Here is a 24057-nt window from a genome sequence, read left to right as displayed (position 1 = left end):
ATCGCGGCCGGAACGCCCGGGAAAAGGACACAGGCGTGGCGCGATCAGTGTGACACGGCCGAGTTCGCGCGGTCAACCGCGCGGCGGCCGCGTTGACGGGTTCCCGGGGCCGTGTCACGCTGTTCGCGGGGGATTCTTCTGTGCACTCGCGGTGCTATTTTCGCGCGTCTTCCGGAGCAGAACGGTAAATGGTGTGAGCGATTACGACATTGTCATATGCGGGGCCGGGGCAGGCGGGCTCACCGCGGCGATTCTTCTCGGCGGGCAAGGGCGCCGGGTGCTGCTGGTCGACAAACTCACCGACACGGTGGAAACGTTCAAGGGCGAGCTCCTCCAGCCCGGTTCGCTGGCCACTTTGGACTCGATCGGCGCGCTGGAAACCCTGCGCCGCGCGGGCGGGCGCCGGATCGACCGGCTGGTCTGCGCCGGCGACGACGGCGCGGAGCTGTGCGCGATGGACTACCGGTGGCTGCCGAGCGCCTACGACCACTGCCTCACCCACACCTACAAAGGCATCCTGGACAACCTGATCCAGGCGCTGCCCGCGACGGTCGAATTCCGCCGCGGGGTCTCGGTCGAGCGCGCGGTGCGGGACGGGTCCGGCCGGGTCGCCGGGGTCGTGCTGCGCGAGCGCGGCGCCCGCGCCGAGGTGTCCGCGGACCTGGTCGTCGCGGCCGACGGGCACGCGTCCAAGCTGCGCGGCCAGGTCGGGATCGAAGTGGACACCACGCCCTACGACCACCAGGTGGTCGCGATCGACCTGGCCGGCGTGCCGGAGCTGGCGCACCAGGCGACCACCACGATCACCCGCGACGGGATGCGCGTGATGTACCCGATGCCCGGCGGCGGCGGGCGGCTGTACTTGCAGGTCGAGCGCGGGCTGGTGAACCGGATCGGCAAGGCCGGGCTGGCCGGCTGGGTGGACGAGGCGGTCGCCGCGTGCCCGAGCGTGGCGCCGATCGCCGAGTCCGTGCGCGCCGGGGTGCCGACCTGCCGGGTGCTGTCCGCGCGGCGGTTCGTCGCGCCGGTCTTCCACGGCGCCGGGATGCCGCTGATCGGCGACGCGGCGCACGCCGTCCACCCGATGGCCGGGCAGGGCATGAACGCGGCGATCGCGGACGCGGTGCGGCTGGCCGGGGCGTTCCGGGACGTCTCCACCGCCGGATCCGGCGCGGTCGACGCCGCGCTCGCCGAATACAACCGGGTGCGCCGCCCGGAGCTCAAAACCATTTCCGAATTCAGTCACCGGTTCGCGGAAATGTTCACCACCGCGGTCGGGAATTTCGGGTACGCGCGCAGCAAGTACATTCTTTCCTGCCACGGCCGGAATCGCCGGTTGTGCTACAAGATCATGCACAACATCTCCGGTCTCGGTTATCGGAAATTCTCCGTTCTCGACCGGTTGCAGCAACTCGGCTGGCCGGACCGCGCGGCCGATGAGTTGCCTCCGCGTCGAGCGGGCGTGGACGGCGCCGTTGAGGCCACCTTGGACCCGCGTTGAGGAATCTCGTGCGCTCCGCCGCTCCCCGCTTACGGTCGCGGCCATGAAACAGGTGTTGCTGGCGAGCCCGCGCGGGTACTGCGCCGGGGTGGATCGCGCCGTACGCGCCGTCGAGGCCGCACTGCAGCGCCACGGCGCGCCGGTCTACGTGCGCAAGCAGATCGTGCATAACACGCACGTGGTGCGCCGTCTCGAGCGTCTTGGCGCGGTGTTCGTCGACGAGGTGAGCGAAGTGCCGCCTGGCTCGGTCACGGTGTTCTCGGCGCACGGCGTCGCCCCCGCGGTGCACGAAGCCGCTGCGGGACGCTCGTTGCGCACTATCGACGCGACGTGCCCGCTGGTGACGAAGGTGCACCGCGAGGCCGTGCGTGCCGCCGCGCGCGGCGACCAGATCCTGTTGATCGGCCACCACGGGCACGAAGAGGTCGAAGGCACCAGCGGCGAGGCACCGGCGGACACCATCGTGGTGGACGGCCCGGACGCGGTGGCCGGTTTGGAAGTGCGCGATCCGGCCAAAGTGACCTGGTTGTCCCAAACCACCCTTTCGGTCGCGGAGACCGAACAGACCGTCCGCCGGCTGCGCGAACGGTTCCCGCTGCTGTCCGACCCGCCGAGCGACGACATCTGCTACGCCACCCAGAACCGGCAGGAAGCGGTCGCGGAACTGGCCGCCGAGTCCGGTCTGGTGCTTGTCGTCGGTTCCGCCAACTCGTCCAATTCGGTGCGGCTCGTGGAAGTCGCGCTGGACGGCGGCGCTTCCGCGGCGTATCTGGTCGAGGACGCCGCCGCGGTCGACCCCGCGTGGCTCGACGGGGTGACGACGGTCGGGGTCACCAGCGGCGCGTCGGTGCCGGAGGATCTGGTCGAGCAGGTGCTCGAACTGCTGGCCGGACACGGTTTCGGCGACGTGCGCGAGGTGCGCACCGCCGAGGAGAAGCTGAGTTTCGCCCCACCGCGCGAGTTGCGGTCGTAACCCGCGGCCGCGCCTGCGGTTAACCTGCCAGGCATGGACGAGGCGAGGAGGACCGTACGGGCCGCGGTGTCCGGCGAAGGACGGTCCGAAGCGCTCGCCGTGGCCGCGCGCTGGGCGGTGCGCGTGGGCCTGATGGTGGTGCTGGCCTACACCGTCGCGGTGGCCTCGCCGGGGATCGGCACGCACGGCCTGCCCGGGCTCAACCTGCTCGGCCTGCTCGTCGGCGCGGCGGGCTGGTTCGGCTGGGGCCTGCTGCGCGACCGGGAGGGCCTGCTGCGGCTGATCGCGCTGCTGGTCGGCGTGGTCGGCGGCGCGCTGCTCGTACCCGGCACCTCCGGTTCGGACGTCGGCGTGATCCTGGTCTGCCTGATGGTGCTCGCCGCCGCCAGCGTGGTGGAGCCGGGCCCGGCCGGAGTGGTCGCCGTCTTCGCGATGGCGGCGGTCGGAATCGCCGAGCGGTTCTGGGAGAACCTGCTGCCCGGCGGATTCGCGGTGCTCGCCGCGGCGGCCTCGTATCTGGCCGGGATCGTGCGCAGGCAGCGCCTGCTGCACATCGCGCAGACCGAGATGCTGCTGGTGGAAACCCAGGTCGCGAAAGAAGAACAGGCCCGTTCCGCGGCGCTGGCCGAGCGCGCCCGGATCGCGCGCGAGATCCACGACGTGCTGGCGCATTCGATGGGCGGGTTGATCGTGCAGCTGGAGGCCGCCGACGCGCTCCTGGAGACGGTGCCGGGCGCGGACCGGGCGCGGGCCTGCGTGATCCGCGCGCGCAGTCTGGCCGGCGAAGGCCTGGCCGAGACCCGCCGCGCGATCGGCGCGCTGCGCGGGGACAAACGCTCGCTGCCGGAGTTCCTGAGCGCGCTGGTCGAGGACTACCAGGCCGACTATCCCGACGTGCCGGTGTCTTTCGAGGAGCCGGCCGAACAGTCGGAGCTGCGCCCGGAAGTGACGCTGGCGTTGCAGCGTCTCGGCCAGGAAGCGCTGACGAACGTGCGGCGGCACGCGCCGGGCGCGCCGGTGACTGTCTCGCTGTCGGTGGACGAGGAGCAGGTCGAACTGGTCGTGCGGAACGGCGCTCCCGGGGAGGCTGAACGCACGACGACCGGCGGCGGCTACGGGCTCATCGGGATGCGGGAACGGATCGAGCAGTTGGAAGGCACGCTGCACGCGGCGGCCGAAGGACCGGGCTGGACCGTGCGGGCGCGGGTGCCGCGCACGGGAACCGAGGGGGACTGATGGACGGGCCGTTGCGGGTGCTGGTCGCCGACGACCAGACGGCGGTGCGCGAGGGACTGGTGACCCTGCTGGAGACCTTCCCCGGCACGACGGTGGTCGGCGCCGCCGCGAACGGGGACGCGGTGCTGGAGATGGTTGCCGCCGATCCGCCGGACGTGGTCCTGATGGACCTGCGGATGCCGGTCCGGGACGGGGTCAGCACCACCGCCCGGCTGCGCGCGGAGTACCCGGCGGTGAAGGTCGTCGTGCTCACCACTTATGCCGACGACAGCTCGGTGCGGGAAGCGTTGCGGGCGGGTGCTCTGGGGTTCCTCACGAAGGACGCTGGCCGCGCGGACATCGCCCGTGCGCTGGCGGCCGCCGCGTCCGGCCAGTCGGTGATGGACGCCGAGGTGCAGCGGCGTCTGCTCGCCGGGATGAACGAGCCTGCCGAGCCGCCGGTGCGTTCCGCGGCGGACGGGGTGCTGAGCGGTCGCGAGGTCGAGGTGCTGCGGCTGGTGGCCGGCGGACTGTCCAATCGCGAGATCGCCGGGCGGCTGTTCATCGGGGAGGCGACGGTGAAGAGCCATATCAACCGGATCTTCGCGAAGATCGGCGTGCGGGACCGGGCGCAGGCGGTGCGGTATGCGTTCCGGCACGGGTTGACGGGGGAGTGAGGTTCAGCCCGTGGTTTCGAGGGAACCCCACAGTTTCGTGTAGTGGCCCTGTGCCGCCACAAGCTCGGCATGGGTGCCGAGTTCGGCGAGCCGTCCGTCCTCCAGCACTGCGATGCGGTCGGCATGTGCGGCGGTGGACAGGCGGTGCGCGACGAGCATCACCGTGCGTCCGGCGCACGCTGCGGCGGTCGCCGCTTGGCACCGTGCTTCGGTGCGCGGGTCCAGGTTCGCGGTGGCTTCGTCCAGGACAAGGATCGTGGGCGCCAGAAGCCGGGCCCTCGCGAGCGAGACGAGCTGACGTTGGCCTGCCGACAGCGCGGAGCCGCCGACGCCGACCGTAGTGGCGTAGCCGTCCGACAGGGCTTCGAACACTTCGTGCGCCCCCACCGCGCGGGCGGCGGCGATGGCGTCGCGCGGGCTGGCATCCGGGCAGCCGTAACGGATGTTGTCGAGCACGCTGCGCCCGAACAGGTACGGCTCCTGCGGCACGAAGCCGATTTGCCTGCGTAGCAACCGTACGTCGTAGCTGCGGAGGTCGACGCCGTCCACCAGAACGTGCCCCTGGCACGGATCGTGGAACCGGAGAAGCAGCTTCAGCAGCGTGGACTTGCCCGCGCCGCTGGCCCCGACCACGGCCAGCGTGCTGCCTGCCGGTACGTCGAGCGAAATGTCGGACAGGGCGTCGCGCGGTGCGCCGGGGTAGCGCATGCGTACCTGGTTGAACCGCACGGCGCCTCGGGGCTGGGACGGGGCGATTGGCTGTCGCGGCGACGGTACGGCCGGTTCGGTGCGGAGGAAGGCGCGAAGGCGTCGTACGGCGACAGCAGCCTGTGCGTAGCCGTCGTAGGCCTGGGCGAACTGTTGCACGGGCGCGAAAAGCGAGTCGAGGTACAGCACGAAGGCGACCAGTACGCCCGCGGTGAGCGTGCCGTCTTCGATGCGCACTGCTCCGGCCGCAAGCACTACCGCGGCGGTCACGGCGCCTACCAGCTCGACGAACGGGAAGTACAGCGCGGTCCACAGATGCGTGCGTACGCGGGCGTCGCGGTATCGGCGGTCGTGCGCGCCCAGTTCGGCGACGCTGTCTGCGCGTCGGCCGTGAAGCTGCACGACGGTGAGCCTGCTGATCGTTTCGCGGAGCGCGGTGGTGAAAGCGGCCAGGCTCTCTCGTGCGAGGGCGTAAAGCGGGGTGGAACGGCGGCGGAACCACATCGTGGCCAGCACCACCAACGGAACTCCCGCCAGCGCGAGCAGCAGCAGGTCACCGTCCATCAAGGACAGTGCGGTGATCGCGCCGATCGTGGTGACCGCGCTGACCAACGCTCCGGGCAGGTCGTTGCGCAGAAAATGGGACAGTGCCTCGATGTCGGCGGTGAGCAGGGTGATCAACCGGCCGCGGTCCCGTTCCGCGGGGCCGAGCGCCAGTGCGTGCTGCGCGGTGCGTCGGCGCAGGCCGAACAGCACCCGCTCGCAGGTGCGGCCGGTCACCACGGTTTCGCCCGCGGTGCTCAGCGCGTTGAGCGCGACCAAGCCCGCACCGGCGGCGACCCATGCCAGCAGTACACCGAGCTGTCCGGCGTTCACGCCCGAGTCCACGCCGCGGCCCACAGCCAGCGGCAGCAGCACATCGGTGGCCGTACCGGCGGCGAGCAGCGACAAACCGGCGAGGAATCCCTTGCGGTGCGCGCGAAACAGTCCGTGCTGGCGAGGCGGGACAGTGACGGGTGCCGCCAGCACTGGCGAAAAGGCGGGTTTCGGCGGCGGTGGCGCGGGCTCCGTTTCGCCGAGGAGAGCCCGGTAGGCGGGGGAGCGGGCTTGCAGTTCCTCGTGGGTCCCGACGTCCGCCACGCGGCCGGATTCCAGCAGCACCACCCGGTCGGCGGTACGGAGGAGATTCGGGCGACTGGTCGCCACGACCCGAGTGGTGGCCAGGCCGCGCAGGTGGCGGTGGATGGCGCGTTCGGTCACCGCGTCCACCGCGGTCGTCGGGTCGTCGAGCAACAGCAGCTTCGGGTCCGGGAGCAACGCCCGGGCGAGCGCGATGCGTTGTCTCTGCCCACCGGACAACTCGGCATCGCTGATCCTGGTCTGGTAGCCGTCTGGGCTTGCCATGATGAAGTCGTGCACCCCGGCCGCGCGAGCAGCCGCGACGATTCGTGCATGGTCGGCGTCGGGCGCGCCGTATGCGATGTTCGCCTGGAAGGAGCCGGGCATCAGCTGAGGTTCTTCGGTGAGCACACCAACCGCGCGATGCAATGCTTCGCCGTTCAGTGCGCGTACGTCCACACCACCGACGCGTACGCAGCCAGCGGTCGCGTCGTAGCGGCGACACAACAGCCGTAGCAAGGTGGACTTCCCGGAACCCGGTGCCCCAGCAACAGCTACGTACTCGCCCGGCGCGATCGTGAGCGACACATCGCGGAGCACCGGTTCGTCGTGGTAGCCGAAATGCACGTCACGCAGTTCGACTCCGAGCGCGGCTTGGGGGAGCCCGCGCGAGCCGTCCTGCAGTGCTGGCTGGGTGTCGATGAGCGCGAAGCAGCGCTCCAGCCCGGCGCGCGCTTCCTGTGCGTACCCGACCAAACCGGCCAGTGCGCGCACGGGGCCGACCAACTGCGCCAAGTAGCTCACGAAGGCGACGAAGGTGCCGAGGCTGATGTCGTGCCGCAGCGCGAGCCAACCGCCGATGCCCAGCACGCCGACCTGCCCGGCCAGCGGTACGGCGCTCATCAACGGCAGTACCGCGGCGGAGACCCGCGCGGTGCGGATCCGCGCGGTGCGCACCGCGGCCGCGTCCCGTTCGATGGCGGCCAGTTCGTGCTCCTGGCGGCCGAACGCGGTCACCACGTGCAGTCCGTCCAGCACCTCGGACACCCGGCCGGTCAGCTCCGCCGACCGTTGCTGCGCGGCCAGTCCCGCCGGAAAGATCCGGCTGCGGGCCAGGTGCACGGCCAGCACCAGCAGCGGGCACACCGCGAGCACCAGCCCGGTCAGCACCGGGGAAAGCAGCACCATCGCGGTCGCCGACGCCGCCAGCAGCGCGAGGTTGCCGACCGCGGCGGGCAGCGGATCGAGCAGGCCCTGTGCGTAGCAGACGTCACCGGTCGCGCGGCCGAGCAATTGTCCGGCACCGAACCCGGTGCGTTGGCTCTCGTCGAGCCGATGCACCGCGGCCACGACGTCGGCCCGCAATTCGCGTTGCACGTCCAGGGCCGTCCGGCCGCCCCAGTACTGCCGGACGGCGGTGGCCGCGAACCGGCCGAGCGCGAAAGCCAGCAATACCACCAGATACGGCGCGATCGGGTCAGTGTGCGTGACGACAGTGCGGTCGATCAGCCGTTGCTGCACCAGCGGCAGCGCCGCGGCGAAACCGGTGGCGGCCAACGAAGCCAGTGCCGCCAGCGCGGTGGCGCCGCGATGCCCGCGCAGGTAGCGCGCCAGCCTGCGCAGCGGTGGTGCCATCACACCACGCCGGTGGGCGCGGCCAGCGCCGCCGCCCTCGGCTGCCCGGCCGGGGCTGGGTGCAGGACGTCGCGCGCCATGGCCAGCCACCGCACCGCGAACGCGTCGTGCACGAATCCCGCGCCCAGCAACAGGTCCACGTGCGTGTCGTGGGCGACGACGGTGGCCGGGAACCCGTGCCCGGCGGCGGTCGGCTCGTCGGCGACCACCTCGGCCTGTCCGGGATCGAACGCGAGCCAGCACTGGCTCGCCCCGCTTTTCCAGCCGCGCCAGAGTTCCCCGCCGACCGCGCTGACCGCTTCCTTGCCGCCGAGCAGGGCTTCCAGGTAGTCGGGCACGATCAGGTTCTCGATCCGCCGCCCCGGCGTCGCGGTGTGGATGCAGGCCAGCAGCGCCGGGACGCCGTGCCGGAGCGCGTACCGGCGCACTTCGGTCGCGGAGCCGTCGACCGGGCGGAGGTCGACCGCCACCGCGGAAGCGTCCTGTGCGGACACCCACGGGAGCCAGGCGCGGTGCGCGGTCTCGCGGTCGGCCAGCGCGCCGGGATGCGCGGCGGGCACCTCCATGTAGCGGTGCAGTTCCTCCTGGAAATTCCAGTGGTCGGCCGGATTTCCGACGATCAGCGCCGGGCCGTCCTCGCCGGAACCGCGCGGGCGGCGGTGTGCGAGCAGGGTCACCCGCGCGCCCTCCCGCGGGGAAACCAGGCACCACACGTCGTCGCTCACCAGGATTAGTTCTCCGTCGCCGTCGCGGTCGATGTCGTGCAGACCGGCGGACGGCGCGTAACGGCCGCCTGCCGCCCAGCGCGCCGCGGAGAGCAGCGGCCGGGCCAGGCGCGCGTGCGAGGCGGTGGCGCGCACCCACGGGGCCAGCGCGCGGCCCCGGCCGTCCTCCGTGCAGTCGTGCCAGCCCAGTTCGTGCTGGCCCAGCAGGAGCATCCGCTCGGCGACCGCCTGCAGCCGCGGTTCGACAGCACTGCCCGCTTCCCGCAGTTCGGCTTCGACGGAGTCCAGCAATTCCCCGTAGGACCACCATTCCTGGGTGTCGGTCCAGCCGCGGTACGACGGCCCGGCCGACCAGTCCACTTCCAGTTCGTAGTAGGTCCCCGCCGGCACGTCGGCGGGCGCGGGCTGAGGGCGTCCGTCCAGCCACGAATCCAGGCTGACCGGTTCGACCGCCCCGGATTCGGCCAGGAACCGCAGCAGCCGCTCGTACCGTTCCAGCGCGGGTTCCCAGCCGCCGACGCCGGCCGCGCGCTCCATGTCGTCGGCGTACACGAGGATTTCCTCGCCGGTCTGCCGCTGCCCGACGTCGGCGAGGAACGCCTCCAGGAAGGTCAAATGCGCGTCCGTCCGGGGCGGGAACAGGTACCGCAGGTAGGAACAGATCGGGAGCACGGTCAGGTCGCCGGTCACCGCGCGCGGGCGCAGCAGGCGCAGATCGGCGAGCCCGGGCCGGAACGGCGGAGGCTGCTCGGAGTCCCAGTGGAACGGTCCGTGCAGGTCCGCGTGCGCGCGGGAGTCCGCGGGGTAGCCGTCCTCGGGGACCGGCTTCGCGAGCAGCCGGTCGTCCACCAGGACCCGGCGGATGCCCGCCTCGGCGAGCACCCCGGCCAGCTCCGGCGCCCACACCCGCTCCGGCAGCCAGGCGGTCGGCGGCTGGCCGCCGGGCACGCCGAAATGCCGCCGGTGCAGATCCGCGGCGGCGGCCAGTTGGCGGCGGTTCGACCACTCCGAGCACGCGGGCATGATCGGCTCGGAGTAGGTGCCGCCGAGCAGCGAGACGGTGCCGTCGGCGATCCGTTCGCGGACCAGGCCGACGAAATCCGGACGGTGCCAGAGCGCGGCTTCGAGCAGCGTGCCGGACAGGTGCAGGCCGGTCGGGATCCGGTAGCGGCGGTGCAGGTCGAGCACCTCGGCGTAGCCGTCGCAGATCCGCCCGATGCCGTCCCGGTTGTCGTAGCCGTCGGTGATGTTCAGCTGGTTCGCGTGGTGCACGAAGGCGAGTGGCGCGCCCGACATGACAATCCTCCCGGCTCCGGTGGCTCTTCCGCGGGACCCCGCGACGACCGCTGCCGCCGACGGTAGGAGCCCGGCCCGGCGGGCGTCGTCCACCGCTGGTTGGGTTCGCGGGTGGGTTGGCCGGTTCCACCCGTGGGTGCAACGCCCCGGGTCAACGGAGGCTCAACGGCCGCGCAACCGGGACCCGCGGCGCACGGGCGCGGGGAAAAATCCCCTCGGCGGGCGGGGCGGCGGAGACCGGCGCCGGACGAAAGGTAAATACAGATTAAATAGCGATATCCATATTTTGCCCGACTCTGACTTTCGCGGGGGCTCGCTGGGGTTTTTCGTTACTTCCGGAAAGTGCCGTGCAGTCCGCGCGGTTGTGCATTACCCGGTTCGGCCGCGGTGTCGGTGGACAGTGCCGAACCCGGTGTGGCAAGCTGCGCCCAGCGGCACTGGCGGGAGAAAAAGAAATACCGCGCGACGCGGTCCGGGAACTCCGGATACCGGCGGCGCGGACCCCGCGAAGCGCCGTTACTGGGTGCGGTACAAGCGGTACAAACTGGCTGGTGCGGAGAGGGCGGGTCGCCCGGGCCTCTTCGCGCGGTGATTCCTGGGGGAAAGCCGTGGATTTCAAGCTTTTGGGCCCGTTGCGGGTCGAATGCGGGGACGCGGAAGTACGCATGCCGAAGGCGCCGAAGGTGCGGCAGCTGCTCGCGTTGTTGTTGTTCTACCACAACCAGATCGTGAGCACGGACCAGATCGTGGACGAACTGTGGGGCGAGGAGTCGCCGCGTCAGGCCGCGCTGACCGTGCGCACGTATGTCTGCCATATCCGGAAAGCCATGGACGGCCCCGGCGGCGGGCACGGCTTGCGCACGGTCTCCTCCGGCTACCAGCTTTCGCTGGGCAGCGACCAGCTGGACGTCAGCCGGTTTTCCGCGTTTTACCACTCGGGCCGGGCGCATTACGAGGCCGGCGAACATGAAAAGGCCTCGGAAAGTTTCCGGCGCGCGCTGGAGGTATTCCGCGGGCGCGTGCTCGCCGACGTGGAGACCGGGGCGATTCTGCGGCCGTTCAAGGCCCGGCTCGAGGAAGAGCGCACCGCGGCGCAGGCGCTGCGGATCCAGACCGACCTGGCGCTCGGCCGGTACCTGCAGCTGATCGGGGAACTGCGGTCGCTGACCATCAGCCAGCCGCTGAACGAATGGGCGCACGCGAGGCTGATGGAGGCGCTGACGCATTCCGGCCGCCGCAGCGACGCGCTGAACGTGTACCGCACGCTGCGCCGCACGCTCGACCAGGAACTGGGCATCGCGCCCGCGCCGGAGCTGCAGCGGCTGCTGCAACGGATCCTCGCCATCGGTCAGCCCACCTGATCGCCTCAGCCCACCGTCACGGTGGGTGTGCCCGGAGTGTCGACGGTGTCGGCGATGCGCATGGCTTCTTCGATGAGGGTTTCCACGATCGCGTGCTCGGGGACGGTCTTGATGACTTCGCCCTTGACGAAGATCTGGCCTTTGCCGTTGCCGGAGGCGACGCCGAGGTCGGCTTCGCGGGCTTCGCCGGGGCCGTTGACGACGCAGCCCATGACCGCGACGCGCAGCGGGATTTCCATGCCTTCGAGGCCGGCGGTGACCTGGTCGGCGAGGGTGTAGACGTCGACCTGGGCGCGTCCGCAGGAGGGGCAGGACACGATCTCGAGTTTGCGGGGCCGCAGGTTGAGCGACTGCAGGATCTGGGTGCCGACCTTGACCTCTTCGACCGGCGGCGCGGAGAGGGAGACCCGGATGGTGTCGCCGATGCCCTGGCGCAGCAGCGCGCCGAACGCGACGGCGGATTTGATGGTGCCCTGGAACGCGGGCCCGGCCTCGGTGACGCCGAGGTGCAGCGGGTAGTCGCAGTGTTCGGCGAGGATTTCGTAGGCGCGGACCATCACGACGGGGTCGTTGTGCTTGACCGAGATCTTGATGTCGTGGAAGTCGTGCTCGGCGAAGAGGGAGGCTTCCCACATCGCCGATTCGGCGAGGGCTTCCGGGGTGGCCTTGCCGTATTTCTCGAGCAGCCGCTTGTCCAACGAGCCGGCGTTGACGCCGATCCGGATCGGCGTGCCGTGGTCCTTCGCCGCCTGCGCGATTTCCTTGACCTGGTCGTCGAACTTGCGGATGTTGCCCGGGTTCACCCGCACCGCGGCGCAGCCGGCCTCGATCGCGGCGAACACGTACTTGGGCTGGAAGTGGATGTCGGCGATCACCGGGATCTGCGACTTCTTCGCGATCGCGGGCAGCGCCTCGGCGTCGTCGGCCGACGGGCACGCGACGCGCACGATGTCGCAGCCCGCCGCGGTCAGCTCGGCGATCTGCTGCAGGGTGGCGTTGACGTCGGAGGTCAGCGTCGTGGTCATCGACTGCACCGAGATCGGGTGGTCGCTGCCGACCCCCACCGACCCCACCATCAGCTGGCGGGTCTTGCGACGCTCGGCGAGAACAGGAGCAGGCAAACCCGGCATGCCCAACGCGACGGTCACTCGGACAGTCCTTTCTCGACAGTGCGGCGGGACGCCTCGGCAATGGCATCCGCGGTGAGTCCCAGCGCGGTCAGCAGCCGCGCCCGTTTGGCAGGTTCGAGGAACTGCTGCGGAATCCCCAGCCCGGTCACCGGAACATCCGAACCGGCGTCCTGAAGTGCTTGTGCCAGCAGGGTTCCCGGCCCGCCGGCGCGTCCGCAGTCCGCGGCCACCACGACCGCGCGGTGCGCCCGCGCCAGCGCGACCAGCGCGTCGGGCACCGGCTGGATCCAGCGCGGATCCGCCACGGTCGCGCCGATGCCCATCTCGGCCAGCCCCGCCCCGGCCGCCACCGCGGGCCCGGCGAGCGGGCCGATGCCGACCACCAGCACGTCCTCCCGGACACCGCGGCTGAGCACGTCGACCGGCCCGTGCCGTTCGATCGCCTCGATGTCCGGACCCACCGCGCCCTTCGGGAACCGCACGACGGTCGGCGCGTCCGCCACCTCGATCGCCTCGCGCAGCTGGGTGCGCAGCTGTGCGGCGTCCCGGGGAGCGGCCACCCGGAGACCGGGAACCGCTTGCAGCAGCGAAAGATCCCACATGCCGTTGTGGCTCGGCCCGTCGTCGCCGGTCAGCCCCGCGCGGTCCAGCACGAAAGTCACGCCGGCGCCGTGCAGGGCGACGTCCATCAGCACCTGGTCGAAACAGCGGTTCAGGAACGTGGCATACACCGCCACTACGGGATGCAGGCCGCCGTAAGCCAGCCCGGCCGCGGCCGCCGCCGCGTGCTGCTCCGCGATCCCGACGTCGAAGCACCGGCCGGGGTACTGCTCGGCGAACGGAGCGAGCCCGGTCGGGCCCCGCATGGCCGCGGTGATGGCGACGACGTCCTCGCGTTCGTTGCCCACCTTGATCATTTCGTCGCTGAACACCGAGGTCCACGACGGCGGCCCGGCGGGGGCCGTCCCGCTTCCGGGGTCGAACGGGCCGATCGCGTGGTGCCGGTCGACCGGGTCCTTTTCGGACGGTGTGTACCCGGCGCCCTTGCGGGTCACGCAATGCACCACCACCGGCCGGTTCCGGGCGCGGGCGTCCCGCAGCGCGGTTTCCAGCGCGGCGATGTCGTGCCCGTCCACCGGGCCGAGATAGTCCATGCCCAGCGCGGAGAAAACGCCGCCGTCGCCGGGATCGCGCCGCAGCGCCGCGAGATGACGGCCGAGTCCGCCGACGGTCGGGTCGTACGCGCGGCCGTTGTCGTTCAGCACCACCACGACCGGCCGCTGCGCACCGGCGATGTTGTTGAGCGCTTCCCAGGCCATTCCTCCGGTCAGCGCGCCGTCGCCGACCACGGCGACCACCGCGCGATCGGAGACCTGCCGCACCTCGTAGGCCCTGGCGAGCCCGTCCGCCCAGGAAAGCGCGGCGGACGCGTGGGAATTCTCGAGGACGTCGTGGCCGGATTCGCGGCGGCTCGGATAGCCGGACAGCCCGCCCTCGCCTCGCAGCCCGGCGAACCCGTCCTGGCGGCCGGTGAGGATTTTGTGCACGTAGCACTGGTGCCCGACGTCCCACAGCAGCGTGTCGCACGGCGAATCGAAAACCCGGTGCAGGGCGAGGGTGAGCTCGACGACCCCGAGATTGGGCCCGAGGTGCCCGCCGGTCCGGGCGACCGCGGAGACCAGGAACCCGCGGATTTCTTCGGCGAGCGCGCCGAGTTCCGTTCCGGACAGCCCGTCGAGATCGCGCGGTCCCCGAATTCTCTCCAGCAAAGCCATGCGTCGTCCTCCTCGAGACGACCGGCAACGTACGGCGCCTTCCGGGCGGGCGACAAGGCGCCGGAGAGCGCCGCTCAACGTTTCCGCAACACCGTTCCGGCCGGGCTGTTGAAGCCTTGTTGACCCCGTATTGAGGACGGGCCCGAGGCCTTGTCCGCGGGCGCGCGGGCTCCCTACCGTCGGCAGGCACGGGGGAAATCGTCGGAATGGGACGGTCATGGAAAGCACATACAGCACCGGGAAACGGGATTTCGGCACGGCCATCCTGGACCGTTCCGACCGCATCGATCACCTGGTTTCGCTGGTCGGAAAACACCTCGAGAACAGCTGGGACGCCGAGGGCGCGCATCTCGCCCGGATCTGCCATTACGCGTTGGTGCCCGGCGGGAAACTGTTCCGGCCGCTGCTGCTGCTCGAATCGGCGGGCGCGGTCGGCGCGGACGTCGAACAGGTGGTGCCCGCGGCGGCCGGCGCGGAGGCGGGCCACGTGGCGAGCCTGATCCACGACGACATCATCGACGGCGACACGATGCGCCGCGGCCGCCCGTCGGTGCACGCCGCCTACGGCCGCGACGACGCGATCGTGGCCGGCGACGCGCTGATCTTCTATTTGTTCGCCGCGCTCGGCGAATGCGGCGAACGCGGGGTGCCGGACGAACGCGTCGCGCGCGCGATGACCGCGGTGGCCGCGGCCGGGATCGACCTGTGCCGCGGGCAGAGCATGGAAGCCGAACTGTGCGAGGGCTACGTCTGCGACGTACCGTCCTATTTGGAAATGATCCGGCTGAAGACCTCGGCGTTGTTCCGCGCGGCCTGCGCCAGCGGCGCGATCCTCGGCGGCGGGCCGCCGGAATGGTGCACCGCGCTCGCCAGCTACGGCGAACTTCTCGGCTCGGCCTTCCAGATCCACGACGACCTGCTCGCCTACACGAGCGACGGCGACGCCATGGGCAAAGCCGTCACCAGCGACATCGCCAACCAGCGGCTGACCCTGCCGTTCCTGCTCGCGCGCGAACTCGGCGGCGAGGCGGTGTCCGCGGAACTCGACCGCCAGCTGCGCGGCACCGGCGACCCGGCCACGCGCCTGGCCGCGGTTTCCGCACTGGTGCGCGAAGCGGGCGGAGTCGACGCGGCTGCCGACGCCGCCCGCGGATATGCCGTGCGCGCAACCGAAGTCCTCGAAGTGCTGCCCAGCACGCCGAGCAAGGAAACGCTGTCCTACTTCGCACAGGCGACTGTGAACCGATGCGGCTGAAAGAGATCCTCTTCGCGCACGTCGAAACGTGGCGGCCGTACACCGCTTGTTACGTCGGCCTCGTGGGATTGGCCGGTGCCGCACTGGCCGATCCGGGCGCGTCGCCGCTGCGGTTGCTGTGCGCCTGGGCGGTGCCGACGATCGGCTGGCTGGCCGGGCTGTACGGCGGCGACTACTTCGACCGGAACCTGGACGCGACCGCGAAACCGCATCGGCCCATCCCGTCCGGCCGGATGCGCCCCGGCACCGCGCTGGGCATGCTGATCGGGCTCACCGCCGTCGGCGGGATCATCGGGCTCGTGGTGAACTGGCGGACGATCGGCCTCGTCCTGGTCGCCTTGCTGCTCGGCATCGCGTACAGCAGTTTCTTCAAAGGGCGCGGATTGGCCGGAAACGCGGTGCGCGGCCTCATTTCGGCGTTCGCCTGCCTGTTCGGGGCGATGACCGTAGCCGACCTCCCTCCGGCTACGGTCCTCCCTCTGGCAGCTGCGTTCTGGTTGCACGACACGGGATCGAACCTCGTCGGTGCCCTGCGCGACGTGGACGGCGACCGCGAAGGCGGCTACGCGACCCTGCCGGTCCGCCACGGGCTGACCGTCGGCGTGCGGGTGGCCACCGGCACGATCCTGGTCGCTTATCTGTGCGCGGTCGCGCAGTTCGTGGTTTCGTCCGCGGCTTTCGCCGCACTCGTCGTGTTCGCCTTGTCCGCCATAGCCGCGGTGGCCGCCCTCGCTCCATTGTGGACTCAGGAAGTGACCCGGCTGCGGGCTTATCGGGCGCATACCGTGCTGGTGCTCGAACGGGTCCTGCTGGCAGGCGCGTTCGTGACGCTGGGCTGCGGTCTCGCCATCGGCGTCCCGATCACTGTGGTCGCGCTGGCCTGTGCGTGGGGGAGTCAGCGGATCCTGCGTGCCCGGCACGAGCTGGGCAAGGACAAGTCCACTGTGGACGCCGAAGCGGTTCTGTCCTTCGTGGACCAGCAGTTAGCCGGACTTGCCGCCCGCGAGACCGGATTGCGGGCACTGAACGGCTGGGCGCGGCTGATCGAGGTGCGACTGTCCGAACCGGACATGGTGATTGTCTTGTGCACCGCCGACAACGCCGTGCGACGCCTATCCGCCGACGAGCCCGAGCCGGAACTGCCCCGGCTGACGATCACCACCACCGGCGCGGTGTTCGCGGCGATTTTCCTGGACGGAACCAGCAATCCCCGCCGCGCCTACCTGACCCGCGCGTTGCGGATGGACGCGCCCGCCCGCGACATGATGCTGCTCAACCAGCTGTTCAACGAATTCCGCGGACCGCGCGGCCGAGCCACCGCCGTACCGCGCGAACCGCTGCGCACCGGGCAGCTGCCGGAGCGAGTGGTTGTCAGCGACACCACGCTGCGCGACGGTGAGCAGATGCCCGGGGTGGCGTTCCGTCCGGACCAGAAACTGGAACTGGCCCGGCGGCTGGCGGCGTTGGGCGTCCCGATGATCGAAGCGGGCTTCCCGGTGGTGTCGGAAGAGGAGAGCGCCGCGATCCGCGCCATCGTGGCCGCCGAGCTGGACACTGTCATCCAGGTGATCGCCCGCCCCGCCGACGCGGACGTGGACGCCGCGCTGCACACCGGCGCGCACAGCGTCGCGGTGTTCATCGGCACGTCCGAATCGCACTTGCGGCACAAACTGCGCATCGACGTGGACGAGCTGAAACGTCGGGTGGACCGCGCGGTGCGCCGGGTCAAGGCAGCCGGACGGCAGGCGGTATTCGCCGCCGAAGACGCCACCCGCACCGACCCGGACGTCCTCGCCGCGGTGTACGAGGCAGCCGCGGACGCCGGTGCGGATGCCCTGGGCCTCGCGGACACCGCCGGGATCGCGCAGCCGTGGACGATGCGGGAGCTGGTGGAACGGGTCGGCGAGAGCTGCCCGTTGCCGCTGGCCGTGCACTGTCACAACGACCTCGGCCTGGCCACCGCGAACTCGCTGGCGGGCTTGCTCGGCGGTGCGTCCGGGGTGCAGTGTTCGGTGCTGGGCATCGGCGAACGGGCCGGGAACGCCCCGCTGGAACAGGTCGTCATGGCACTGGAAGCCGCGATGGGGCACTCGACCGGCCTCGACCTCCCGCTGCTGGAACCGCTGGCGCGGCACGTCGCCGGGCTCATCGGCGACCGCGTGCCCGCGTACGCTCCCGTCGTCGGCGCGCACGCGTTCGTGCACGAAAGCGGCCTCCACGTGGACGGAATCTCTCGCGACCCCAGCACTTACGAGCCCTACCCACCGGAACTGGTGGGCAGGCAGCGCCGGATCGTGCTGGGCAAGCACTCCGGCCGCTCGGCCGTGACAGCCGTCGCCGCCGAACGCGGCCTGACGGTCGAACCCGCGGACATCGACGCGGTGCTGACAGAACTCAAACGCGGCGCGGTAGGCACGGACCGGGTAGCCGAACTGCTGACCCGCGCCCGCCCGGTTGCCTGACGCACCGCAGTCACGCCGCTGATGCGTACGTGAGGGGAACCCTGACGGAACCAGATTCCGTCAGGGTTCCCCTCACGTACGTTCACCGGGACCGAGGCCGCTCACCGCATCCACTGAGAAAACCCCAATGTGGCATTGGGTGCATCTCACGCACCGAACGCCACATTGGGTGCATCTGACGCACCCAATGCCACATTGGGATGCACCGTGCGGTCCTGGACATTCCTAGCCAGGGCGCGACACCTTGACTGCCATCCGTTTCAGCCAGCGTGCCCAACCCGGTCGGAAGCCTTGTCCTTCTTGGCGTTCTTCTTCGGCGACAGGCTCAGGTTGAGCCCCATCCGACGGGCGCGGGGGAGGACCACCGAGGCCTCGCCGAGGAAGGTCAGGCCGAGGAGGATGCCCACCATGTCGGTGCCGCCCGCGATGTCCGCGTGCCAGTGCTGGGCCAGCAGGACCATGCCGACGCGCAGCGGGATCAGCGAAAGCCAGATCGTCACGGTGAGCCAGTTGTACTTCTGGTGCGGGAGGCCGTCCTGCTCGTAGAGCCGGATGGTGGCGCCGCGGCCGAGGCCCTCGCCGTACGCCGCGAGCACGAAGACGCCCAGCAGCTCCCAGTCCAGCGCGGTCGCCTTCGTGACGTCGCCGGCAGCCATGTAGATGCCGACGGCGAAGCAGACCACCGGAAGGACCAGCAGCCGTTTCGTGGACATCGGCGTGCCGCGCAACCGGCGGATGATCGACCAGACGATGTAGGCGCCGCCGGCCACGAGGGCCACGATGTTCGAGATTTCGTCCAACGTCTTCCACATCGCGCAATCCGTTCCTCGGGGTCGGCCCCACGGTAGGCAGCGCACCCCCGGGCGGGCATCCACCCGGGGGTGCAAAGGAGGGTGGAATCCTGGGACCGACCGGCCTGGTTCACCAGCTGACGGCGAGCTCGGTCACCCCGCCGGTCACGGATTCCGCCCGGCGCCGCGGCGCGTCCCCGTCCGCGGCGAGGTGCAGTCCGGGGAACCGTTTCGCCAGCGCGCCGAACACCGCTCGCAGCTCGATCCGGGCGAGCGTGTTGCCCACGCAGTACCGCATCCCGTGCCCGAAACCGAGGTGCGGATTGGGCGAGCGGGTGATGTCGAACTCGTCCGGCCGCTCGAACACCCGCGGATCCCGGTTCGCGGCGTGGTAGGCGAGCAGCACCGCGTCGCCGGAGGGGATGGTCGTGTCGCCCGCCGTCAGGTCTTCGGCCGCGTACCGGACCGAGCCTCCGGTGTCCTGGATGTTCGTCACGACCATCCGCAGGACTTCTTCCACCGCACCGGTGACCAGCCCGGGGTCGGCGGTCAGCTTCGCCCACTGCGCGGGGTTCCGGATGAACAGCACGGTGCCGAGATCGATCCGGCTCATCGTGGTCTCGTACCCGGCGAACAGCAGCGCGGCCGCGAGCCGGGCCGCCTCCGGCAGTTCCACTCCGCCCGCCGCGGCCAGGTCGGAGAAGACGTCCTCGCTCGGTTCGCGCTTCTTCCGCTCCAGCAGTTCGGCCATGTAGACGCCGAACTCGATCTGCGCCGCGCGGCCCGCCTCCGGATCGCCGGTGCCCGAAAGCCGCGACGTCCAGGACCGGAACAGCTCGTAATCCTCGTACGGCGCCCCGACCAGCGTGCAGATGACCATCGCGGGCAGCCGCTGGGACAGCGCGGCGTGCAGGTCGGCGGGCGGTCCGGGGAGTTCGTCGAGCAGCGCGTCGACCCGTTCCTCGACGCTTTCCTGAAGAGCCAGCATCCGCTTCGCGGAGAACGCGGGCGTGAGCAGCTTGCGCATCCGGGTGTGCCGCTCCAGTTCGCCGTCGAACTCCTCGGTCGGACCGCCCTGCACCACCGAATCGTTGATCCGCGCCGCCGATTCCGGCGTGCGGTGGCCGCGCCGCAGGACCGGGCTGGAGGCCAGGTCCCGCACGAGGTCGTATCCGCAGGCCAGCCAGGCCTCGTCCCCGGCGGGCGTGCGGACCTTCGTCAGCGGCTCGTCCTCGAGCAGGCGGTAGTACTGCGGGGCCAGCCGGGACAGGTCCTCGCTCGGCGGAAACGGCAATTCGTACACGGAACCTCCCGATGGCCCACCGCGGTGGGAACTGCGGACGGAGCCGGAACCCGGCCCCGTGCTCCCTCCTACCAGCCGGTCCGCCCGGCGCACAGCCGTCGCCGCCGGAGCGTCCACACCGGCTCAACGCCGCCCCAATCACCGCGCCGTACGGTCGGTTCGTCCAATCGTGGCGCGGGGTCCGGCCCTGCGCCGGGGAAGGAGCGACCCGGTGAATCCGTGCCCCCTGTACGTCGCGGGCGTCGGCGCCTGCCTGCCCGACCGGGAGACGGCCGAGGAAGCCGTCGCGGCGAACCGGTACGACGTCGAGTCGGCACAGACGGACGGCGTCCGCTCCGCGTGCGTCGAGACCGAGCGGTACCCGGCGGAAATGGCCGCGATCGCCGGACGGGGCGCGCTGGCCATGGCGTCCGCCCGCGACTTCGGCACGGTCCGCGCGGTGTTCCACTCCTACGTCGACTACCAGGGCGCGCACTACTGGCAGGCCGCCCCGTACGTCGCCCTGCACACGGTCGGCCGCGACGTCCCGTCGTTCGACGTGGTCCAGGAATGCAACGGCGCGATGGGCGCGCTCGAACTGGGCCGCCGGTTCGTGACCGGCCCCGACGACGCCGTGCTCGTCACCACCGGCGACCGTTTCGACAGCCCGTGGGTCCGCCGCTGGTACGGCGACCAGTCGGTGCTCGCCGACGGCGGGAGCGCGCTGCTGCTGAGCGGTTCCGGCGGATTCGCCCGGGTCCTGTCGCTCTCGACGATGGCCGACAACTCCCTCGAAGGCGAGGCCCGCGGCGGCGGATTCGCCGGCGCGCAGCAGCCGCCGGTCGACTTCGACGCGATGCGCAAACAGTTCCACGCCAAGGACTTGCCGATGCTGGAGCACTACGGCCGGATGGCCGCGCTGTTCGGCGCCTCCCTGCACCGCGTCCTCGACGAAGCGGGCATCACCGCGGCGGATCTGGCGTTCGCCGTCCCGGTGGTGACCACCGCCGCCCGCGCCGCCGACATCGCCGACCGCTTCCTCGGCATCCCGCTGGAGCGCACCAACTGGGAATTCGGCCGCACCACCGGCCACCTCGGCACCGGCGACCAGTTCGCCGGCCTGCACCACCTGGTCAGCACCGGCCGGGCCCGCAAAGGCGACCGCATCCTGCTCCTCGGCGGCGGCACCGGCTACACCATCACCTCGGCTGTCCTGGAGATGCTGGAAGACAGCCCGGACCCCGAACGGAACTGACCATGCCCGACGAGTCCCGGCCCGCGGACGCGACCTGCCGGGAGGAGACCGGCGGTCTGTGCGAGGGGGCTCGCCCAGCGGACGCGGGTCGTCTGGCCGAGGCGGGTGATGCGGTCGAGCGGGCCCGTGCGGCCGGTCGGACTCGTCCGGCTGCCGGAAGCCGCCCGGACGACCGAATCCGCACGTCCGGCGGGAGCCGCTCGGCTGCCCCGGCCCGCGCGGCTGATCCGACCCGCCCGGTCGACCCTGCCCGGCTGACTGCCCCAACCCGTCCCGCCGAGCCAAGCCGCCCGGCCGGACCGTCCGGCCGAACCGACCCGGTCGGCGCAGGGCTGACCGCGCTTCCCCTCCTCTACTCCCGCTGCGAGGCCGCGCTGCAGCCCGGACGGACCGGCGGCGCGGTGCGCGAACACCCCGCCCGCCGGGGGACCGGGCTGCCGTTCCGGGAGGCCGCCTTCGACGCCCGGTCGCGGATCCTCGGCGTCCTGGCCTCCTGGGCGGGACTGGTGGCCGCCGAACGACAGGTCGCGGCGCCGCGGCGGACCGTGCCGGAGCTGGTGCGTTTCCTCGCCGCGCACCGGGACTGGCTGGCCGCACACCCCAGCGGCGCGGACTTCCTCGACGAGCTCTCCGACCTCATCTCCTCCGCGACCGCCGCCCTGGACGACCCGCGCCCCGCCGTCCCGGTCGGGAACTGCCCGGTCGGCGGCTGCCGCGCCCCGGTGCACCTGCGGCCCGCCACCGCCACAGTCGCCTGCGAAGCCGGGCACGACCTGCCCCCGGAGGACTGGCTCGACGTCCGCACCCAGGAGGAACACCGGCGGCGCACCGTGCCCACCAAGGAAGCCGCGCTCGCCGCCGGAGTGCCTGAGGCGACCGTCCGCCAGTGGGCCCGCCGGGGCAAACTGACCCGCTACGGCTCCGCCCGCCGCGCCGAGTACTGCTTGGACGAACTGACCGCCCTCCGCACCGGCCAGGCCCGCCCGCACGCCGGTTGACCGTCGAAGCCGGGATGCGCACCCGCCCCGATCTGCGACCATGGGGACGATCGTGTCGAAGACGGGAGCGTTGATGGACGAGTCGAGCCGCCGGGATGTGTGGCGCCCGGGCCAGGACTGCCAGGCGGTGGCCACGGCCCGAGCGCTGGGCCAGGACGTGGACAAGATCCACGGGGACGCGTGGGGCGTCGTGGGCACGTTGGGCGACAGCGTCTGCTACGTCGGCGTCGCGGACAAGGTCGAGGCGATCCACGAAGCGCTGGCGCGCCGGATCCGCGAGCGCGACCTGCCCGTCCGGCTGCTGGCCCCGAACTACTCGGGCGGGATCTCGGACGGCCAGCGCAACGGCACGCCGCAGATGCGGTACTCGCTGATCGGCCGCGAGACGACGAACGACGGGCTGTCGCTGCATTTCGAGGGCAGCGAGATCCGGGGAACCGTCGCCGTGGTGGCGTGCGACAAGCCCCCGGTCGGGGCGACGGCGGCCATCCTGGAGCGCGACGTGCCCGCGGTAGTGCTCTCCGACGGGTCCATCCGGCCGGGCACGGACCCCGAAACCGGGGAGCGGATCGACCTGGTCAGCTGCTTCCAGGTCGCCGGGGACCCGGACGCGGCCAAACGCGAGCGGTGGGCGCGCAACGCGTGTCCCGGGCACGGCAGCTGCGGCGGGATCTTCACCTACAACACGATGCAGTCGTTCATCGCCGTGCTGGGGCTGGAGCCGCTGCACATGGTGTCGCCCGCGTCCGAGGATCCGCGGCGGACCGGGGAATTCCCCGAACAGATCGTGGACTGCCTGGAAATCATGACGCAGCGGGGGATCACGCCGCGGCAGCTGGCCACCCCGGCGGCGTTCCGCAACGCCGCGGTCGTCGCGATCGCGCTGGGCGGCTCGACGAACGTGGTCCTGCACGCGCCGGAGATCGCCCGCGCGGCCGGCCTCGACTTCTGGTCGGAGGTCATGACGCAGCAGGAGTTCAACCGGCTCTCCCGGAGCGTCCCGGTGCTCGTCGACGCCCGCCCGTTCGGGCAGTACAGCATGGTGGACATCGACGCCGCCGGCGGCCTGCAGGCGGTGGTGGCGGAACTGCTCCGGCACGACCTGCTCGACGGCTCCGCGCTGACCTGCACCGGCGAGACGCTCGGCGAGCAGGTCGAACGGCTCGCCCCGCCCGCCCCGGACAGCGAGGTGATCTTCCCCGTCGCCGAGCCGTTCAAGCCGACCGGCGGCCTGCGGCTGCTCTCAGGCAACCTCGCCCCCGAGGGCGGCGCGGTGATCAAGCTGGCCGGGGTCGAGACCGGCGTCGTCGACGGCCGGTTCGAGGGACGGGCGCGCGTTTTCGACAGCGAGCAGGCCCTGCTGCGGGCACTCGTCGAGACGCCGGACGAATTCGCGGACCGGGACATGGTCGTCATCCGCTACGAAGGCCCGAGGGGCGCTCCGGGCATGCCCGAAATGCTCGACCCGACCTCCCGCATCACCGCGCTGTGCCGGAGGAAAGGCATCTCCGTCGCGCTGATGACCGACGCGCGGTTCTCCGGAGGATCGGTCGGACTGGTCATCGGGCACGTCGGCCCGGAGGCCGCGCTCGGCGGCCCCATCGCCCTCGTCGAAGACGGCGACACGATCACCGTCGACCTGAACACCGACACCCTCGAGTGCGCCGAACTGGCCGACCCCGCCGTCCACCAGGCTCGCCTGGCGAAGTGGCACCAGGCCGCCGAAGCGAACGGTGGCGTCCACCCGCTGGTCCGCCCGGTGACGTCCCGCCTGCTGCGCCGCATGCGCGCCCTCGCCGCCTCCGCGATCGAGGGCGCGGGGATGTCGGAGGTCTCTTCCTGACCGATCGTTCGTCCACTGTGGATAGCGAGCGGAGTGCTCGATCCGGGGAAAGCGAA

At 71.3% G+C, this 24057-nt stretch carries 16 protein-coding genes; 10 read left to right on the top strand and 6 right to left on the bottom strand.

The window, feature by feature from the left end:
* Positions 1–193: 193 nt before the first annotated feature.
* The 4 genes from FKO37_RS30805 to FKO37_RS30790 are packed head-to-tail and all read left to right on the top strand — an operon-like array spanning position 194 to position 4366.
* Positions 194–1501, top strand: a complete 1308-nt coding sequence (locus FKO37_RS30805; RefSeq protein ID WP_238606754.1) for an FAD-dependent monooxygenase — start codon at positions 194–196, stop codon at positions 1499–1501.
* Between the two features lie 43 nt (positions 1502–1544).
* Positions 1545–2474 carry a 4-hydroxy-3-methylbut-2-enyl diphosphate reductase gene (locus tag FKO37_RS30800; RefSeq protein ID WP_238606753.1) on the top strand — a complete coding sequence of 310 codons (930 nt, stop codon included), beginning with the start codon at positions 1545–1547 and terminating at the stop codon, positions 2472–2474.
* Between the two features lie 33 nt (positions 2475–2507).
* A complete protein-coding gene (locus tag FKO37_RS30795; protein ID WP_238606752.1) occupies positions 2508–3710 on the top strand; it encodes a sensor histidine kinase in 1203 nt (400 codons plus the stop codon).
* Positions 3710–4366 carry a response regulator gene (locus tag FKO37_RS30790; protein WP_238606751.1) on the top strand — a complete coding sequence of 219 codons (657 nt, stop codon included), beginning with the start codon at positions 3710–3712 and terminating at the stop codon, positions 4364–4366. Before FKO37_RS30795 ends, FKO37_RS30790 begins: the two co-directional genes overlap by 1 nt.
* Before the next feature lie 3 nt (positions 4367–4369).
* Here the strand turns inward: FKO37_RS30790 and FKO37_RS30785 are convergent, their stop codons facing one another.
* Complete coding sequence (locus FKO37_RS30785) at positions 4370–7828, bottom strand: ABC transporter ATP-binding protein (RefSeq protein WP_238606750.1); 3459 nt, start codon at positions 7826–7828, stop codon at positions 4370–4372.
* The gene (locus FKO37_RS30780; RefSeq protein ID WP_238606749.1) at positions 7828–9849 is read right to left on the bottom strand and encodes a hypothetical protein; all 2022 of its coding nucleotides are present in this window, start codon (positions 9847–9849) and stop codon (positions 7828–7830) included. The genes FKO37_RS30785 and FKO37_RS30780 overlap by 1 nt, the downstream gene beginning before the upstream one ends.
* A 608-nt stretch (positions 9850–10457) precedes the next feature.
* Between FKO37_RS30780 and FKO37_RS30775 the strand changes: the two genes are divergently transcribed.
* On the top strand, positions 10458–11210 hold the full coding sequence (locus FKO37_RS30775) for an AfsR/SARP family transcriptional regulator (RefSeq protein ID WP_063697480.1): 753 nt from the start codon (positions 10458–10460) through the stop codon (positions 11208–11210).
* A 5-nt stretch (positions 11211–11215) separates the two neighbouring features.
* On the opposite strand, the gene ispG is transcribed toward FKO37_RS30775, so the two are convergent.
* Together ispG and FKO37_RS30765 are read right to left on the bottom strand one after the other, a co-directional pair.
* The gene (ispG, locus tag FKO37_RS30770; RefSeq protein WP_238608357.1) at positions 11216–12340 is read right to left on the bottom strand and encodes a flavodoxin-dependent (E)-4-hydroxy-3-methylbut-2-enyl-diphosphate synthase; all 1125 of its coding nucleotides are present in this window, start codon (positions 12338–12340) and stop codon (positions 11216–11218) included.
* Positions 12341–12354: 14 nt separating this feature from the next.
* On the bottom strand, positions 12355–14115 hold the full coding sequence (locus tag FKO37_RS30765) for a 1-deoxy-D-xylulose-5-phosphate synthase (RefSeq protein ID WP_051729055.1): 1761 nt from the start codon (positions 14113–14115) through the stop codon (positions 12355–12357).
* A gap of 217 nt (positions 14116–14332) precedes the next feature.
* Between FKO37_RS30765 and FKO37_RS30760 the strand changes: the two genes are divergently transcribed.
* Both FKO37_RS30760 and FKO37_RS30755 read left to right on the top strand, forming a co-directional pair.
* Positions 14333–15370 (top strand): polyprenyl synthetase family protein, encoded by a 1038-nt coding sequence (locus tag FKO37_RS30760; RefSeq protein ID WP_238606748.1) that lies wholly within the window; start codon positions 14333–14335, stop codon positions 15368–15370.
* On the top strand, positions 15361–17832 hold the full coding sequence (locus FKO37_RS30755; protein ID WP_238606747.1) for a UbiA family prenyltransferase: 2472 nt from the start codon (positions 15361–15363) through the stop codon (positions 17830–17832). Before FKO37_RS30760 ends, FKO37_RS30755 begins: the two co-directional genes overlap by 10 nt.
* A gap of 260 nt (positions 17833–18092) precedes the next feature.
* On the opposite strand, the gene FKO37_RS30750 is transcribed toward FKO37_RS30755, so the two are convergent.
* Together FKO37_RS30750 and FKO37_RS30745 are read right to left on the bottom strand one after the other, a co-directional pair.
* Positions 18093–18644, bottom strand: coding sequence for a hypothetical protein (locus FKO37_RS30750; protein ID WP_037814517.1), 552 nt, complete (start codon positions 18642–18644; stop codon positions 18093–18095).
* A 109-nt stretch (positions 18645–18753) separates the two neighbouring features.
* Positions 18754–19926 carry a cytochrome P450 gene (locus FKO37_RS30745; protein ID WP_238606746.1) on the bottom strand — a complete coding sequence of 391 codons (1173 nt, stop codon included), beginning with the start codon at positions 19924–19926 and terminating at the stop codon, positions 18754–18756.
* 211 nt (positions 19927–20137) lie between these two features.
* On the opposite strand from FKO37_RS30745, the gene FKO37_RS47635 reads away from it, so the two are divergent.
* From FKO37_RS47635 to FKO37_RS30730, 3 genes are read left to right on the top strand one after another with little or no spacing between them, the layout of a single operon-like run.
* Positions 20138–21160, top strand: a complete 1023-nt coding sequence (locus tag FKO37_RS47635; RefSeq protein WP_037814515.1) for a ketoacyl-ACP synthase III family protein — start codon at positions 20138–20140, stop codon at positions 21158–21160.
* 2 nt (positions 21161–21162) lie between these two features.
* The gene (locus tag FKO37_RS30735; RefSeq protein WP_238606745.1) at positions 21163–22158 is read left to right on the top strand and encodes a helix-turn-helix domain-containing protein; all 996 of its coding nucleotides are present in this window, start codon (positions 21163–21165) and stop codon (positions 22156–22158) included.
* Between the two features lie 52 nt (positions 22159–22210).
* A complete protein-coding gene (locus FKO37_RS30730) occupies positions 22211–24001 on the top strand; it encodes a dihydroxy-acid dehydratase (protein WP_238606744.1) in 1791 nt (596 codons plus the stop codon).
* Positions 24002–24057 lie beyond the last annotated feature (56 nt).

It is taken from the genome of Amycolatopsis sp. Poz14 (genome assembly GCF_006704225.1).
Lineage (GTDB): Bacteria > Actinomycetota > Actinomycetes > Mycobacteriales > Pseudonocardiaceae > Amycolatopsis > Amycolatopsis nivea.
The sequence above is the reverse complement of the archived record's forward strand: the minus strand, read 5'-3'. Positions and strand labels throughout refer to the sequence as shown.